A 16,313-nucleotide genomic window follows, 5' to 3' on the forward strand; every position below is an offset into this window, starting at 1 on the left:
TTGGGCCTGTAACGTCAGTGTACTTAATGAAAAACAAATAACTAGTAGCCAATTCTTCATGCCTGAATACGCAATTAATGAATGCCCTGGTACGCTGATCGGTGCCTTTGGCAGTATTCAGGTTTGTGTAACAGAACACTGGCCGCTTGCTGATCCGAAACGTATTACGGGCTTACCTTCAAAGATAACAGGATCACTCGATTAAACGGGCGATCCTGTTTAGTATACATCGTACTATAGTTACGACGATAGCGGGTTTGTAGTATGTATGGAGCTGACTATTAATCAGTTTATAAGCAAGCTGATCAGAACGCTATCTGGGCTGTCGCCGGAATTAGCGGGACAATTACGTCGAAAGAAATGTCCGACTCATGAATGTCGAGTGGCGACTGATTCAGCAGTTTATACTTCATGTTGATGTTCTGCAAGCCTTTCTTGGTGGACGTAAGGCGGTTAGCGCCTTTTCGCTGAAGGTTGTTACGGACCACCAGCGCACCCGTATTATTCGTGAAAATCTGAATCGTCAGGGGTGTATTTTGGGCAACAATATTGTGTTTTACGGCATTTTCGATCAGCAGCTGTAGCGTAAGTGGAGGGAGCAGATGGTCCTCATAGGCCGGGTTAATGCTGACTTTAAGGGAAATTCCCTGACCATACCGCGTTTTCAGCAGGTGATAATAGGAATTAATAAATTTCATTTCCATTGCCAGCGATGTCAGTTCACGATCATTGGCCTGAAGAACGTAGCGATACACGCTGGATAGTTCATCAACGAATTGTTCGGCTTTGGGAGGTTCGTCGGCAATGAGCGCTGATAACGAATTCAGGCTGTTGAACAGAAAGTGCGGGCTAATTTGGGCCTGTAGCGCCCGCATATGCATCTCGTCGACTTCCTGCTGAAGCAGCTCTACAACCTGCCGGGCTTCTGTATAATCGCGTTGGCGCTGCTTCCGTTCGCGGGTTAGTGCCTGCTCGAACAGTGTCTTTTTCAGCAAATCGCGACGATGGCGATACGCCAGGCCGACCGAAAAAAAGATCAGTTCGAGAACAATGCCGATTTGCAAATAAGTTAACGGAACCAGCCAGAAATATGCAGGGCCGTCGAGTGGTAGAGTCATCGTCAGAATCATTGCCGTCAGCGCCCCCAGCACCAACAGAGCTGATCCCGTAATAAACAATCGTCTGACCGGGTCTTTACGCTGGTAAATCGTACCAATAATATACCCGGACAGTACAGCCAAACTCAACCGGACGCCAGTGTGAATGAGTTCATGAACCGGCAGGCGCCAATAGTCGGTGATAAAGCAAAAACCGACTTCAAGCAGGAGATAGGCAATCAAACCCGTTTGAACCCCACGAAACAAACGTAACAGGCCGGGGCGATACGTACGAAGATTCAGGAAAGCGATCGTAAAGTCATAATAAACGAAGTAGGCAAGCATTGGGCCTGTAATTCGAATAAAATGAGCGGCATTGTCGGGAAAATCACTAAACGAACGTAACGGAAAATAAGCAAGCCAGACCAGCAGGTACACCGTATACAATCCGTAGATGCGTTCGCGGTAAAGGCTCCACTGCACCACATTGTACAGGAGAAGCGCCGTCATCATACCCAGAAACAGAACCAGCCAGGTTTCGTAACCCATAAGTCTTTACTATCTGTAGATTAAAAAGACAGCATAAAATTAATAAAGCTGCATGAATAAATGGCCAAATAGTTAACCAGCGGTAGATACAAAAGCTTGGCGGTTTATACCAACCTGATTGTGGTTGACTTCGTGGCCGGCATGATAGTCTGAAAACGCAAAGACCCTCAGTGACGAGGGTCTTTTTAAAGAAATAGCTAAGAAAATAACGGTACTCCGGTTACGCTAATCTGACACCAGCGTAGTGCTCGCGTCATCTTGCCGTAACCGGAGTACCGTAAATGGCTGACTAAGTCGATCTGATTACTTAATGGAATCTTTTTTCGTTGTGTCGGTCGACATTGTAGAGCTGCTATCGCTCGTCATGCTCGACGAATCGGTCGACATCGTTGAGCTGCTGTCGGTTACAGTCGCAGTCGACTCTTTTGTTTCGGTTTTTGTGCTGGAACAGGCTGTCGATAACGCCAGGAGGGAAAGCAGAAAAAATGCAGATTTTGCCATGTTTGTTATGATTTAAAGTAATTGATACGCCTTATAGTTCTACGCTTAATTCTCTGAAGTAAGAAAAGTAACCCATTATATTTTGTATTTTTCTTTACCTTCCAAAGGATAACCGGCTTTTTTGCCTGTTGTTCTGATTGGTTTAAAATTAGTAGCGTTTGTCAGCCAGCTATTCTCCGTTGATTGCGTCGAAAGTAAGGCCACTCGCCAGGGCATATACAGCATGATGGAGCGTATCAATAGCGATAGTTTTAGGGTCCTGCTTCGTCACGGGCGGAGCCAGATCGAGTTTAGGGAGCATGGTCATGGCTGTGCCGGTGATGGCGGCAAAATGCAGCAGCGATGCTGGCCATCCGTGCAGGCCAGTAAGCGTGACAAGACCTCTTGGAACGCCCCAGATGGTTCCGTAAGTCCAGTGGATTTTCTGGGAAACTTCTTCTTTCTTGTCTTTCTTGATGGCCTTTACATCCAGCACTTTAGTGACTGCGTCGACGGGTGTAGTGCTGGGCCGACGCTTTGTCAGGCGCATTTCAATCAGCTGTGAGAGCGTAATAGCTACCGTACCAGCCAGCCCGGATAGAATGCCGACGCCAATTGCCGTACCTAACTGCTTCAGTGGGTTTTCGGTAATATCAAATTTCATACGTAGTAAATCGAAAAGGGTTATCCATTGTAAGTCAGGCCATTGTCATCCAAAGAATGACCGTATTGACTGTTGAGATATAAACCGCTAACGAACAAATTGGTTGTGTTTCTTACTCAATGGATAAATAGGAAGGCATCTTTAAGTTAATTTCAAACGCTTCCCGGATTCGAGGATGGGTAAACAAATTCCGACTAATTCGCTTCGGCATGAAGCCACTAACCTGACGAACCGCTAACAAAAACGATAACAGCCGGTTTATCAACCTGAGGCTGCTGGCTCTGCTTAGCTGCCTGTTTCTTTTTACTCAACATCGCCCATGAATCCAGTTGAATTCCGACCCAAAGCCGAGGAAATTCCCGGCCAGAAGCAGCCGTACCCTGCTCGTCAGTCGGCTATGAACCCTGTCCCTGATAGTGATTTATCGAATTACAAACCGGCTGGCAAGCTCATCGGAAAAGTCGCCATCATTACGGGTGCCGACTCGGGTATTGGTCGGGCAGTAGCCATTGCCTTTGCGATGGAAGGCGCTGACGTAGCCGTTGTTTACAATGAAAATACCGATGATGCAAAATATACCCAGCGTACTGTAGAGAGCAAGGGCCGGTCATGTCTGCTCCTAAAAGCCGATGTTCGTCAGAAGAGCCAGTGCGAAGAGGTTGTCCGGCAAACGGTTGAGCGATTTGGTAAGCTTAATATTCTGGTTAATAATGCCGCCTTTCAAATGGCGCAGGAAAACATTGAAGATATAACCGAAGAGCAGCTTCGCCGGTCGTTCGACACGAATATCATTGCCTACTTCTTTATGGTTCAGGCCGCTTTACCTCATCTGACGGATGGAGACGCGATTGTCAATACGGGAAGTATTGTCGGCATTGTTGGCAACCCGATCCTGGTCGATTATACTGCTACCAAAGGCGCCATTCACGCGTTTACCAAATCGCTGGCTATTCAGTTGGGTAAACGTAACATCCGGGTGAACTGCGTAGCGCCGGGTCCTGTCTGGACGCCCAACATTCCCGGAACCATGCCTGAAAGCGAAGTCCAGAATTTTGGGCATGAAGTAGCGCTTGCCCGGCCCGGTCAGCCCGAAGAACTGACGCCTGCGTACGTATTGCTGGCGTCTGGAGAAGGCAGTTTCATGACCGGCAGCATCGTGGAAGTAACGGGCGGAAAGCTAGGCTAATCATGGAGACAGACATAACGTACCGCTACCCCGACGGCACTGTTCGGGCCCTGCTCAAAACGGATCAGGTCACTGCCGCGACCCGTCGGGTTCTGACCGAGCGACTAACCAGCCCAGCCCGACAGCCAACGTTTTTTACAACGGCTGAATTTGATCTTCTGCGCCGAATTTGTGATCGGCTCGTTCCGCAAACCGACCGCACTGACCCAATTGACATTGCAGGCGGTATTGATGAACGATTGACTCAAAATAAATCCAATGGCTGGCGATACGACGTAATGCCTAATGATCGTGATGCGTATCGGAAAGGTCTGGCAGGCGTTGACGAATCCTCGCTGATGATGTTTGGAGAGCCCTTTAAATCGCTGACCGATGAAAAACAGGATCAGGTGCTGAGTGCGGTTCAGCGTATTGAAGCGCCCGGTGAAATCTGGTCTAAACTGCCCGCCGAACGCTTTTTTGAAGAACTGTTAGCCGAAGCCGTTGAAACGTATTACAGCCACCCGATGGCTCAGGAAGAGATCGGCTACGTTGGCATGGCTGACGTACCAACCTGGCAACGCATTGGATTGAATAACCTGGAGAAGCGTGAACCAAAACCCTTCACAAATAGATAAGTAGTTTCCAGCAAGTTAAGGCGGTACGATGCCCCATTACACTACAAACGAAATTGTTGATGCCGTTGTCATTGGAACCGGTGCCGGTGGCGCACCACTTCTGGCCCGGCTTGCCAGAGCCGGTTTAAAGGTTGTTGCACTGGAAGCCGGTAAGCACTGGAATCCGGGAAGGACTTCCCGACGGACGAAAAAGCACAGGATAAGCTTTTCTGGAATGACGAGCGCCTGAGCGCAGGCAACGACCCGTTACCGTTCGGAAATAACAACTCCGGCATCGGCGTTGGTGGCTCAACGCTGCATTATACGGCCTATACCCCACGCGCCCAGCCCGACGATTTACGAATACGTACCGAATTTGGCGTAGGCGAGGACTGGCCCATCGGTTTCGATCAGATTGAACCTTACTACGATGAGATAGAGCAGTTTCTGGGCGTATCCGGGCCATCGCCATATCCGTGGGGCCCTGCCCGCAAACGGGCTTATGCGCTCGGGCCGCTACCGATTAACGGACCGGGGCAGTTGATGGAAAAAGGATGCCGCGAAATGGGCATCAAAACGTCACCAGCCGCCAATGCCGCCCTGTCGGCAGGTTATTATCAGGAAGGTGTCGGCCACCGACCCGCCTGCGCGAATCGCGGATTTTGTCAGGCGGGCTGTACCATCGGCGCCAAAGCAAGTATGGACGTAACGTACATTCCGCTGGCCATTCATCATGGCGCCGAAATTCGCTCAGAGTGCTTTGTCACCCAATTAATAAAAGACTCTTCAGGTCGAATCCGGGAGGTCGTTTATATCCGCAATGGACAGGAAGAACGCCAGCGTTGCCAGTACGTATTTCTGTGCGCGGGTACCATCGAAACGGCCCGATTGTTATTGATAAACGGGCTTGCCAACAGCAGCGGCCAGGTCGGGCGTAACGTAATGGCTCATACAGCCCTGCAAATCTGGGGTGAGTTTGACGATGACGTTAGGCCGTACAAAGGTATTCCCGGTGCCATTATTTCGGAAGATACCCACCGCCCTCCGCAGGCTGATTTCGTGGGTGGTTATCTGCTTCAGTCCATTGGCGTTATGCCCGTTACGTACCTGTCGCAGATGGCCCGTGGACGCGGGCTGTGGGGCGAGGCACTGAAACGCGCGGCTTCGGCATACAACCACGTTGCCGGTATCAATATTCTGGGCGACTGTCTGCCCTATGCCCACAATTATTTAGAACTAGCTGACGAGAAAGACATCCGGGGTTTACCCAAACCACGTATCTATTTTTCAAATGGTGAAAGCGAAGAGCGAATGACTGCCCATGCCGACAAAACAATGCGCGATATCTGGGCCGCAGCTGGTGCCAGAAACGTATGGGCGTTTCCGCGAAATGCCCATATAATCGGTACCTGCCGGATGGGTAATGATCCGGACCGGGCGGTGGTGAACGCCGAAGGGCAGTCTTTCGATATTCCGAATCTGTATATCAGCGATAACTCAACGTTTCCAAGCGCGCTCAGTGTGAATCCGGCCCTGACTATTATGGCGCTCTCATTACGTACCGCCGACCGCTTTCTGGCTCAGAGAAAACGGTTGAGTGCATAAATTGTAACCCCATTTCTCATCACTACTTACGCAACCAATGGCTCAACAGGGGTTTTTAGATATTATTAAAAAACAGTACGGTGACGGTAATTATGATGGTGACCAGTTTGGTGGCGCCAGCGGACATGATGGGAGTGGCTTGCCAGACGCCAATCCCGGCAATTTTATGTTTGCAACCGGCATCGAATGTTCCTATCCAACTATTAAACAGGGTAGCGTCCGGCGCGACCTGTTGCGGGAGTGTGGGCATTATGACCGATGGCGTGAAGACCTGGGCCTGGTGAAAGAGTTGGGCCTGAAGGTACTACGTTACGGACTGCCTTATTACAGTGTTCATAAAGCGCCGGGGAAATTCGACTGGAGCTTTACCGACGAGGTGATGGCCGAAATTAAACGGCTGGATATTATTCCGATTCTGGACCTTATGCACTTTGGCGTTCCCGACTGGATTGGGAATTTCCAGAATCCAGAATTGCCGATCCACTTTGCTGAATACGCCGGGGCCGTAGCCGACCGCTATCCGTGGGTGCGCTTTTATACGCCCGTCAATGAAATCTACGTTACGGCCCGAATCAGTGCTAAGGATGGGGTCTGGAATGAACAGCTTAAAACAGATCGGGGATTTGTGACAGCCCTGAAGCACTGCGTAGCAGCCAGTATAATGGGTAATCAGCAGATTGCCCGACGCCGGAACGACTGTGTTATCGTTCAAAGCGAAAGCGCCGAATATACCCATGAGCTTTGCGCTACGCCTTCGGCTCAAATTGCGCTCGAAAACGAACTCCGCTTCCTGTCGCTCGATCTGCTGTATGCCAATCAGCCGTCTGCCGCGGTGGCTATGTATATGATGGACAACGGCCTGACCCGCGCTGAATATGACTGGTTTATGGCAGGTAAACCGCCGGGGTATCAGATCATGGGCAATGACTATTACGGTCGGAATGAACGGATTAAATTACCCGACGGGTCTATCCAGACGTCTATGGACGTACTGGGCTGGTATGAGATTACCAAAGATTATTACGAGCGCTATCGAATGCCGGTGATGCACACGGAAACCAATGTGTTTGAGGCCGATCAGGCACCAGTCTGGCTGTATAAACAATGGGTGAGTATACTACGGATGCGTCGGGATGGCGTACCCGTACTGGGCTTTACGTGGTATAGCCTGATTGATCAGATTGATTGGGACACCCAGTTGGGTGTGTTAAACAATCATGTCAATGAATGTGGTCTCTTCGACCTGAACCGCAAACCCCGCCCGGTTGCTGAAGCGTACAAAAGTCTGCTGAAAGAGTTTGGGCAGATCACCATCGTTCCTTACGGCGAAATGCTCGAAATAACCGAACGGCCCGCCCGACTGAAAGTGAACGTATAATGAAACAGATAGTCAATGGCGTTCAGCTCAATGTCATCGAGCAGGGCAACGGCCCGCTAACGCTTGTTTTTCTGCACTACTTTGGGGGATCGGCGCTGGAGTGGCAGGACGTAATGAATCAACTTTCGGACCAGTACCATTGCGTAGCAGTTGATATACGGGGCTTTGGCGATTCGGAAGCGCCGAATTCTGGCTACTCGGTAGATGATATGGCCGACGATATTCAGGCAGTGGCTCAACGTCTGTCTGGTCAGGCGTTTGTATTGATTGGCCATTCCATGAGCGCAAAAGTAGCGTTGGCTCTGGCGGCCCGCCAGCCATCCGGGCTGCAATCGTTAATCCTGCTGTCGCCATCGCCCCCCGTTCCGGAACCGATTCCAGATAAAGACCGGCAATCGTTGCTGGAAGGATACGGTCAACGGTCGGCGGCTGAAGAAACCCTGGAAAAAATAACGGCAGTTCCCCTTTCGGCCTCAGCACAGGAACAGATCATTGCGGATAATCTTCGCAGCAGCAAACATGCCTGGGACGCCTGGTTACTACAAGGCAGCCGTGAAAATATTTCCGACCGAATGGGGGCTGTAACCGTACCGGTTCACATCGTTGTTGGGTCTGCAGACAGCAACTTGTCGCCCGATGTACACCGCCGAATGGTGCTGCCGTATCTGAAAAACGCTACGCTCGATGTGATCGACGGGGCCGGGCATTTATTACCCTGGGAGAAGCCTGACGAGTTGGCTACGTTTATTGCTGATAAAGTTGCTCGCTAGACAGTCTTAAGTGGCGAAACGAATTCCTACATTTGCACCCGTAATTACCAGACTGGAAGAACGTACGAGCCCTTCGCCGTTGTGAGAAACGTTTGATGACGCTTCGACTTACGCTCTTTCACTCATTCACATTTACGCTCTTTATTCATGGAATACCGCATCGAAAAAGACACGATGGGCCAGGTACAGGTGCCGGCCAACGTCTATTGGGGCGCCCAAACCCAGCGCTCAATTGAGAACTTCAAAATTGCTCAGGACATTAACAAAATGCCCCGCGAAATCATCCGGGCGTTTGCTTACCTCAAAAAGGCAGCTGCATTGACAAACCTCGATGCAGGTGTGTTGCCGATAGAAAAGAGCGACTTAATCGGGCAGGTCTGCGATGAAATTCTTGAAGGAAAATTAGACGATCAGTTTCCGCTCGTTGTCTGGCAAACGGGTTCGGGGACGCAGTCGAACATGAATGTCAATGAAGTGGTAGCGTACCGGGGTCACGTGCTGCATGGCGGCCAGCTCACCGATGAAAAGAAGTACCTGCACCCCAACGACGACGTCAATAAATCGCAGTCGTCGAACGATACGTTCCCGACGGCCATGCACATTGCAGCCTATAAAATTCTCCTCGACGTAACGATTCCGGGGATAACCAAACTGCGCGATACGTTGGCCGCTAAGTCGAAGCAGTTTATGCACATCGTGAAAATCGGGCGGACGCACTTCATGGACGCTACGCCGTTGACGGTAGGGCAGGAGTTTTCCGGATACGTATCGCAACTCGATCACGGTTTACGGGCTATCAACAATTCACTGGCTCACCTAAGCGAACTGGCGCTTGGCGGAACCGCAGTTGGTACGGGTATCAATACGCCCCCCAACTATTCGGAGAACGTAGCGAAACACATCGCCGTCTTAACGGGGCTTCCGTTTATTACGGCCGAAAACAAGTTTGAAGCGCTGGCAGCACACGACGCCATTGTCGAAGCGCACGGTGCCCTGAAAACCGTAGCGGCCAGCCTCATGAAAATTGGGAACGACATTCGGATGCTCTCCTCCGGTCCTCGCGCGGGGATTGGGGAATTACACATTCCTGATAATGAGCCGGGCTCATCGATCATGCCGGGTAAAGTAAACCCAACCCAGTGCGAAGCCATGACGATGGTGGCCGCGCAGGTGATGGGCAACGACGTAGCCATCAATTTCGGTGGGGCAATGGGCCACTTCGAACTGAATGTGTTCAAGCCGGTGATGATCTACAACTTTTTGCACTCGGCCCGTTTGATTGGCGATGTTTGCGTATCGTTCAACGACAAGTGCGCAGAAGGCATTGAACCCATTGAAGCCAATATCAAAAAACACGTCGATTCGTCGTTGATGCTGGTTACGGCGCTGAACACCAAAATCGGCTACTACAAAGCGGCCGAAATTGCGCAGACTGCTCATAAAACCGGTTCGACGCTGAAAGAAACGGCCCTTATACTTGGTTACCTGACCGAAGACGAATTCAACGAGTGGGTAAAACCCAAAGAGATGGTAGGGGAGATTAAGTAAACTCTGCTTGATCAGATAATTTGGAAGACCTCAGCAATGGGGTCTTTTTTTGTTCAGGCGGTCTTGTCAGATAATCTCGTTTACCCAAATCACTACCGATAAACTACTAGGAATAGGCTAATAAAACAACACGTAGAATATACTCTTTGTCAAGCGGCTCAAGAACTCCGTCAGGACCGATTTTAGAGAATCTGATCTATTAAAAAACTGTTAAAATTTTTTACGCCCAACGCCTGATAAATGCCCATTTAGACGAATTTTCAGGCTGTCTGCTTTTGTATTATTCTGATAGCGCGATATTATTGGACTAATCAAAGCATTTTTCTGTGTTACTATTCCGGGATGAGATAATGGCATAATTTTTACTGTTTAAACGAAATTTGTTTAAACAAATATTGGTTATACTTTTGTCACGCTTGTTAGAAACACAATGGAAAGTCAATTCCGAAACGAATACCACCGGCTCATCATCAATCTGCACAAAACGGACAGTTACATTTTTAATCACTTCCAGCAGAAAATGGCCCCGTTTGATCTATCGGTTCAACAGTACAAGGCCCTTCGTCTGCTTTCGGATGTATTTCCCCGGAGTCTGACAGCAGGGGAATTGAAGGAAAAAATGACCGATATGAATTCCGATATGACCCGATTGATCGACCGGTTGGTTGCCAAAAATCTGGTGGTACGTGAAGTCGATTCAACAAACCGCCGACGAGTGAATTTGCGGCTGACAGAGGAATCGTATCAGTTTGTAGGCCGGGTCGCTTTAGAGTTCAGGGATTTTGAGTCGATCGTTAGTCACCTGACTGATGAAGAGGCCAAAACGATGAATACACTACTCGATAAAATTAGAAATCGCTGATTATGAAAAAGTACGTAATGAGTGTTGGTATGGTGCTGACGGGCCTGAGCCTGGCAGTTGCGCAACCCGCACCAACCCAAATGCCCCTTGAAAAGGCCGTTGAACTGGCCCTGCAAAACAACAAGGGAATCAAGATCGCCGATTCGCGTACGCAGGCTGCCGAAGCTCGCTTACAGGAGGCTAAAGACCGCAGTTTACCAACGGCCAATGCGTCGCTGGCTTATTCACGCTATAGCCTGACCGGCCCATTTGCATTCGGGCAGGGCGATGACGGCAAAGCTCTTTTTGGTATACCGGCAGGCGCCTTCAACGCTACGATGGGGGGCGCTACCATCAGCAAAGAAGTTTTTGGTGGCTTTGCCGAAAAATCGGCCGAGAAATCAGCTGAACTCCTGGCAAAAGCCAGTCATCTGGATGCTCAGCGTAACCGCTCCGAACTGGTGTACACAGTATCGGAAGCGTATTATAACATTGTTAAACTAGCCCGTTCGATTGGCGTTATCGAGCAGAATATCAAGCAGTTTGACGAAAAGGAGCGCGAAGCCCAAAGTCTTCAGAAAGAAGGCGTTGTAACGGCCAATGAAGTGTTGAAGATTCAGTTGCAGAAAAATAACCTGAATCTGAGCCGCCTACAGGTCGAGAAAGCGCGTCAGACCGCCCTCTATAATTTCAATTTGCTCGTTGGCCTGCCCGACGATCAGATAATTGCTATCGATACGACACTGACTAATCCGACGGTTGCGGCTGAAACCTTAAGTTCTTTCTTGGACCGGGCTGTTCAGACTCGTCCGGAGGTAGAAGCCAATGCGTTACGTGTGCAGTCGGCGCAACAGTTGTTACGGAACACGAAAAGCACCATGTATCCGCACCTGGGCGTGTCGGCAGGGTACAACTACATCAACCCTACGGCCCGGCTTATTCCTGAAGGCAGTTCGTTTATCAGTGCCTGGAACCTGGGCGCGGGGATTACCTACAACATCGGCTCGCTTTATAACATGAAGGGCAAACTGCACAGTGCGCAAACCGCCATCGATCAGGCGGCACTTCAGGGGCAGCAGCAGACCGATCAGATACGGTCGGAAGTAGTAACGGCTTACAACAACTATCAACTGGCGCTGGAGCAGCAAAACGTAATCCGCACGGCCGTTGGCCAGGCGCAGGAAAACTACCGCCTGACGGAATCGCGATTCCGCAATGGGCTTGTCGGGTCAACGGATCTGCTGGAAGCCGACAGCTTCTTATTACAGGCACAACTCAACGTAATCAATGCAACTGTAGATGCGCAACTGGCCTATCAGCGTCTGTTGAAAGCTACGGGTTCTAACCTCAAATAATCTCGGATAACCGACACAATCATGGATAAGAAAACTTTATTCCGCGTAGGGGGCGTCCTCGTCCTGGCCATTGCCCTCTTTTTCGGGTACAGCGAATTTCGCTACCTGCAACGCCACGAAACAACTGATGATGCTCAGATTGACGGGGATGTAAACCCGGTCATTCCGAAAGCAAGCGGATACGTAAAAGAAATTCGGTTTAAAGACAACCAGTCCGTTAAGGAAGGCGATACGCTCTTTGTGCTGGACGATGCTGATTATCGGATTCGGCTGGATCAGGCACAGGCCGCTTTGCAGAGTGCTATGGCCGCAGCAGGCGTGTCGCGCTCACAGGTGAACGTAGCATCGGCAACGGTGCAGAGTTCGCAGGCCAGCGTTCAAACCGCCCGCGATCAGGTAGCGACGGCACAGGCTAACGTAGCAGCTGCCCAGGCGCGTGCACGGAAAGCCGCTCAGGATTTTGACCGCTATAGCCGGTTATTAGCCGAAAAAACAGTTCCACAACAACAATTTGACGCTGTTCAGGCCGAACGCGATGCCGCTCAGGCTCAACTTCAGGCCGCTCAGGCTCAGTTACAGACGGCACAGTCGCAGGTGGCCGCAGCAGGTTCGCAAACGGGCGTAACCAATTCGCAACGCCGGGCTACTGAAGGTCAGATTACCGTAGCGCAGGCAGCTATCAAACAGCGTCAGGCTGATCTTGACCTGGCAAAACTGCAAATGTCGTATACCATCGTACGGGCTCCGGTTGCGGGTATTGTTTCGAAACGGTCGGTTCAGATCGGTCAACTGGTTCAGGCTGGTCAGGCTGTCTGTTCGGTAGTCGGCAACTCAAATCTTTGGGTAACGGCTAACTTCAAGGAAACACAGATGAAGCAGATGCAGCCGGGTCAGGTAGTCGATATCGACGTAGATGCCTTCGGTGGTGAAAAACTGACGGGTCATGTGGGTTCATTTGCCGGGGCAACGGGCGCTAAATTCTCGCTGCTTCCTCCCGACAATGCTACAGGCAACTACGTAAAAGTTGTGCAACGTATTCCGGTACGTATCGATCTGGATAAAAACAGCCCGCTTTACGCAAAAATCCGTCCGGGTATGAGCGTCAACGTAGCCGTTGATCTGCAAGGGAAATAATTGGTCATGCGTGGTGTCGGGTTCTCAAACCCGACATCACTAAATCAATCTATCATGAAATTAGGATTTGATAAATGGATCGTCGTGCTGACGGTTACGACAGCGGCTCTGTTACAGACCATTGACTCGTCGATCGTTAACGTTACGCTGAACCAGATGATGGGTAACCTCGGCGCATCCCTCGGCGATATCAGCTGGGTGGTAACGGGTTACGCAGCGGCCAGTGCTGTCATGATTACCATGTCGGGCTGGTTAACAGCCAAACTCGGTCGGCGGAATTATTTCGCAGCGTCGATTGTGCTGTTTACCATTGCTTCCATCTTCTGCGGTACGTCGACCAACGTCTGGGAGCTGGTGTTTTTCCGGGTGGTACAGGGCATTGGGGGCGGAGGCTTACTAACTACAGCTCAATCCATTCTGATTCAAACCTTCCCGAAGGAGCAGCTTGGTATTGCCAACGCCATATTCGGGATGGGCGTTATTATTGGTCCATCCATTGGCCCAACGCTTGGCGGTTACATCACCGACAATCTATCGTGGAACTGGGTGTTCTATATCAATATTCCGTTTGGTATAGCGGCTACCGTGCTAACGTACCTGTTTATCAAAGAACCTGCCGAGAAGGTCGAAGCGGGTAAGATGGACTGGCTGGCGCTCATACTCCTGACCATGGGCATTGGTGGACTACAGATCGTGCTGGAAAAAGGGCAGGAAGAAGACTGGTTCACCTCGGAGTTTATCGTCATCATGTCTATCGTTGCTGCGGTTGGACTGATCGGGTTTATCTGGCGGCAACTGGCCGTTAAACTACCGATTCTGGACCTGAGTTTGTTACGTCAGCGTCGGTTCGCCGTTGGTACGTTGTTTAACTTCATTCTTGGGTTTGGTCTGTTTGCTTCTGTATTTATCATCCCGGTTTTCTGTCAGACCATTCTGGGTTTTACGGCTAGCCAAACGGGTTTATTACTCATGCCCGGTTCAATCGCAACTGGTTTGATGATGCCTATCGTGGGGGGATTGCTCAGTAAGAATTACATATCCCCTGTTTGGTACGCTGCCATTGGCTTTCTGATGTTCTTTGGCTTCTGTTTCGACTTATCAACCATCAGCCTGGTAGCTGGTCCAGACTATTTCTTCTGGCCACTTATTGTTAGGGGAATTGGTATGGGCTTAATATTCATTCCATTGACTACCATTACGTTGGCTGATCTGAAAAACATCGAGATTCCGCAAGGGTCAGCCTTAACGGGTATGATTCGTCAGTTGGGTGGTACGTTCGGGACGGCCATCATGACCACCTACATTTCGACCCGTACGGTGCTGCATTCATCCCGTCTGGCCGATAACATTTCGATTTATAACCCACTTTCTGCCGAGCGGATCAGACAATATACAAGCCTGTTCCTGTCGAAAGGAGACGCCCTGGTAACCGCCACCGGTAAAGCCTATGGCGTTATGCAGGGGGCTGTTATTAAGCAGGCGCTGGTGATGACGTACGCCGATTCATTCCTGATTATCGGTGGGTTCTTTCTGGTTTGTGTGCCGCTGCTGTTGCTCTTCATCGGCAAAAAAATTCAGGCTTCAGCCCATACCGAAATGGTGATGGAATAGATAGAGAAATAAAAAAGCGTTTGAGTGTTTTTGTTCGTTTGTTGTTTCAACTCGACATCGGATGACCAGTAGGTTGTCCGATGTTTTTTTATAGTCAAAAACAGAGATTGTCAGGGAGTTACCGTGGCCTATCGTTTATATAGGAAGCGCAGCAGCTGCGAATCATTTTGTGATTCATCGCGGAAAAATCCACATTCGTCGGTCTGATGTCGGCACTCATCACCTTTGATTTTCAGGGGTGTAGCTTTCGTGGCAACTTTGTTTCATCAAAACACGATAAGCAAACATTTACTGACTAAAGCCATGAAAAAAATACTGATGTTGATGCTGGGTCTAGCCGCTGGAACCGCATCGTTCGCCAACCCCACAACGCCCCAAGCTACCACCCAAACTCGTGTGGTGATGACAGCTGATCATAAAATCAAGCTGTTCGTACAACCTCTTCAGGCCAAAGGCCAGCTGGCGATTGTAGATGCTACGGGTCAGCCGGTTTATAACTCAGCCGTATGGCTCCAAAAAGGGCTGAGTCGGCAGTTTGATTTTTCGAGTCTGGGCGCAGGTACGTATCAGCTAACACTGAAGGTGGGTAACGAAACCGTCGTGAAGAAGTTTGTGCTGCAGGCCAATCCCAATGAGAGTTTTGTGGTGCAGGAATCTTAATACGTATGAACAATGCCCTGTTTTAACGCATCCTCATAGGTTTCCTTCTCAAACTGATACAGATAGGGAGACCTGTGGGGACCGATAGCCCGCTGTTCGTTTAACTTTTTGATCAGCCCCAGGCTTACGAGCTTTTTCGAAAAATTGCGCTGATCCAGTTCTTTTCCCAGAATCGTTTCGTACAGCGTATGAATTTCCGGCAGGGTAAATTTTTCGGGTAACAGATTATACCCAATTGGCTGGTGGTAAATCTGAAGACGCAGGGTTGCCAGAGCTTTGTCTACGGCCTCATTGTGATCGAATAATAAATCAGGAATGGCGTTTACATCCCACCATTTGAAATCCTCTGGTGAAAAAGTCTGTCCGGACGCTCACTTTCGAGTAATCTACCAGGGCAAAGTAGCCAATCGACAAGGTTCGCTCAAACAACCAGTTATCGTCGTCAACGTCAAGGCCATATTTTTCTTTGAACTCCCAGGCGCTCCGTTCCTGAAGCCGGTAAGGCGAATCCCCAAATACGTGAAACTGCTGAAGAAACAAATCCTGTAAGCCTGTTCTCTCCTGTAATATCCGATGGGCAGCCTGGCTTAGCGGTTCTCTACGCTTGATAAAACCACCGGGCAGCCCCCAGCCCTGGTACCCCTTCCATTTAAGTAGTAAAATTTTTAGCTGTTGATCGTGATAGCCAAAAATGACTGGATCAATGCTGAGGTGTGGTAGGTACTGCTGATGGCCGTTTTTGACAAAGTCGAGCACTTCTTTTTCCGAATTCATAAGTCAAAGATAAAATAAACTATTCCGTATATTTTACCAATTAGAAAAATTCCTTTTATCTTTAA

At 49.7% G+C, this 16,313-nt stretch carries 16 protein-coding genes and 1 pseudogene; 13 read left to right on the forward strand and 4 right to left on the reverse strand.

The genetic code is table 11. The features are described from left to right. Positions 1 to 58: 58 nt before the first annotated feature. Positions 59 to 205 carry a hypothetical protein gene (locus LN737_RS15905; RefSeq protein WP_405510773.1) on the forward strand — a complete coding sequence of 49 codons (147 nt, stop codon included), beginning with the start codon at positions 59 to 61 and terminating at the stop codon, positions 203 to 205. 100 nt (positions 206 to 305) lie between these two features. On the opposite strand, the gene LN737_RS15910 is transcribed toward LN737_RS15905, so the two are convergent. Beyond that, positions 306 to 1,646, reverse strand: coding sequence for a sensor histidine kinase (locus LN737_RS15910; protein WP_405510774.1), 1,341 nt, complete (start codon positions 1,644 to 1,646; stop codon positions 306 to 308). 310 nt (positions 1,647 to 1,956) lie between these two features. Here LN737_RS15910 and LN737_RS15915 point away from each other — a divergent pair, with 310 nt between their 5' ends. Continuing rightward, a complete protein-coding gene (locus tag LN737_RS15915) occupies positions 1,957 to 2,163 on the forward strand; it encodes a hypothetical protein (RefSeq protein WP_405510775.1) in 207 nt (68 codons plus the stop codon). Positions 2,164 to 2,316: 153 nt separating this feature from the next. On the opposite strand, the gene LN737_RS15920 is transcribed toward LN737_RS15915, so the two are convergent. Continuing rightward, positions 2,317 to 2,790 carry a hypothetical protein gene (locus LN737_RS15920; RefSeq protein ID WP_405510776.1) on the reverse strand — a complete coding sequence of 158 codons (474 nt, stop codon included), beginning with the start codon at positions 2,788 to 2,790 and terminating at the stop codon, positions 2,317 to 2,319. Between the two features lie 319 nt (positions 2,791 to 3,109). On the opposite strand from LN737_RS15920, the gene LN737_RS15925 reads away from it, so the two are divergent. The 11 genes and pseudogenes from LN737_RS15925 (at position 3,110) to LN737_RS15975 (ending at position 15,474) form a co-directional block, all read left to right on the forward strand. Next, complete coding sequence (locus tag LN737_RS15925) at positions 3,110 to 3,976, forward strand: SDR family oxidoreductase (RefSeq protein WP_405510777.1); 867 nt, start codon at positions 3,110 to 3,112, stop codon at positions 3,974 to 3,976. Positions 3,977 to 3,978: 2 nt separating this feature from the next. Next, entirely contained in the window at positions 3,979 to 4,593 is a 615-nt protein-coding gene (locus tag LN737_RS15930; protein ID WP_405510778.1) for a gluconate 2-dehydrogenase subunit 3 family protein, read from the forward strand. Between the two features lie 28 nt (positions 4,594 to 4,621). Continuing rightward, positions 4,622 to 6,177: pseudogene (locus LN737_RS15935) on the forward strand (GMC family oxidoreductase). A 37-nt stretch (positions 6,178 to 6,214) separates the two neighbouring features. Beyond that, positions 6,215 to 7,555: a family 1 glycosylhydrolase gene (locus tag LN737_RS15940; protein WP_405510779.1), complete on the forward strand. Its 1,341-nt coding sequence runs from the start codon at positions 6,215 to 6,217 to the stop codon at positions 7,553 to 7,555. Continuing rightward, complete coding sequence (locus LN737_RS15945; RefSeq protein ID WP_405510780.1) at positions 7,555 to 8,325, forward strand: alpha/beta fold hydrolase; 771 nt, start codon at positions 7,555 to 7,557, stop codon at positions 8,323 to 8,325. The genes LN737_RS15940 and LN737_RS15945 overlap by 1 nt, the downstream gene beginning before the upstream one ends. A 147-nt stretch (positions 8,326 to 8,472) precedes the next feature. Continuing rightward, positions 8,473 to 9,873: a class II fumarate hydratase gene (fumC, locus tag LN737_RS15950; protein WP_405510781.1), complete on the forward strand. Its 1,401-nt coding sequence runs from the start codon at positions 8,473 to 8,475 to the stop codon at positions 9,871 to 9,873. A 430-nt stretch (positions 9,874 to 10,303) separates the two neighbouring features. Further along, a complete protein-coding gene (locus tag LN737_RS15955) occupies positions 10,304 to 10,735 on the forward strand; it encodes a MarR family winged helix-turn-helix transcriptional regulator (RefSeq protein WP_405510783.1) in 432 nt (143 codons plus the stop codon). Positions 10,736 to 10,737: 2 nt separating this feature from the next. After that, positions 10,738 to 12,069, forward strand: a complete 1,332-nt coding sequence (locus tag LN737_RS15960) for a TolC family protein (RefSeq protein ID WP_405510785.1) — start codon at positions 10,738 to 10,740, stop codon at positions 12,067 to 12,069. Between the two features lie 21 nt (positions 12,070 to 12,090). After that, positions 12,091 to 13,203, forward strand: a complete 1,113-nt coding sequence (locus tag LN737_RS15965; RefSeq protein WP_405510786.1) for an HlyD family secretion protein — start codon at positions 12,091 to 12,093, stop codon at positions 13,201 to 13,203. Positions 13,204 to 13,257: 54 nt separating this feature from the next. After that, complete coding sequence (locus LN737_RS15970) at positions 13,258 to 14,814, forward strand: DHA2 family efflux MFS transporter permease subunit (protein ID WP_405510788.1); 1,557 nt, start codon at positions 13,258 to 13,260, stop codon at positions 14,812 to 14,814. A gap of 303 nt (positions 14,815 to 15,117) precedes the next feature. After that, positions 15,118 to 15,474 carry a T9SS type A sorting domain-containing protein gene (locus tag LN737_RS15975; RefSeq protein WP_405510789.1) on the forward strand — a complete coding sequence of 119 codons (357 nt, stop codon included), beginning with the start codon at positions 15,118 to 15,120 and terminating at the stop codon, positions 15,472 to 15,474. Here the strand turns inward: LN737_RS15975 and LN737_RS15980 are convergent. Both LN737_RS15980 and LN737_RS15985 read right to left on the reverse strand, forming a co-directional pair. Then, positions 15,471 to 15,791: an NrtR DNA-binding winged helix domain-containing protein gene (locus LN737_RS15980; protein WP_405520427.1), complete on the reverse strand. Its 321-nt coding sequence runs from the start codon at positions 15,789 to 15,791 to the stop codon at positions 15,471 to 15,473. The two genes, LN737_RS15975 and LN737_RS15980, sit on opposite strands and share 4 nt — an antisense overlap. Continuing rightward, a complete protein-coding gene (locus LN737_RS15985) occupies positions 15,784 to 16,248 on the reverse strand; it encodes an NUDIX domain-containing protein (protein ID WP_405510790.1) in 465 nt (154 codons plus the stop codon). The genes LN737_RS15980 and LN737_RS15985 overlap by 8 nt, the downstream gene beginning before the upstream one ends. Between the last annotated feature and the right edge of the window lie 65 nt (positions 16,249 to 16,313).

The organism is Spirosoma sp. KNUC1025 (assembly GCF_045160025.1).
Taxonomy (GTDB): domain Bacteria; phylum Bacteroidota; class Bacteroidia; order Cytophagales; family Spirosomataceae; genus Spirosoma.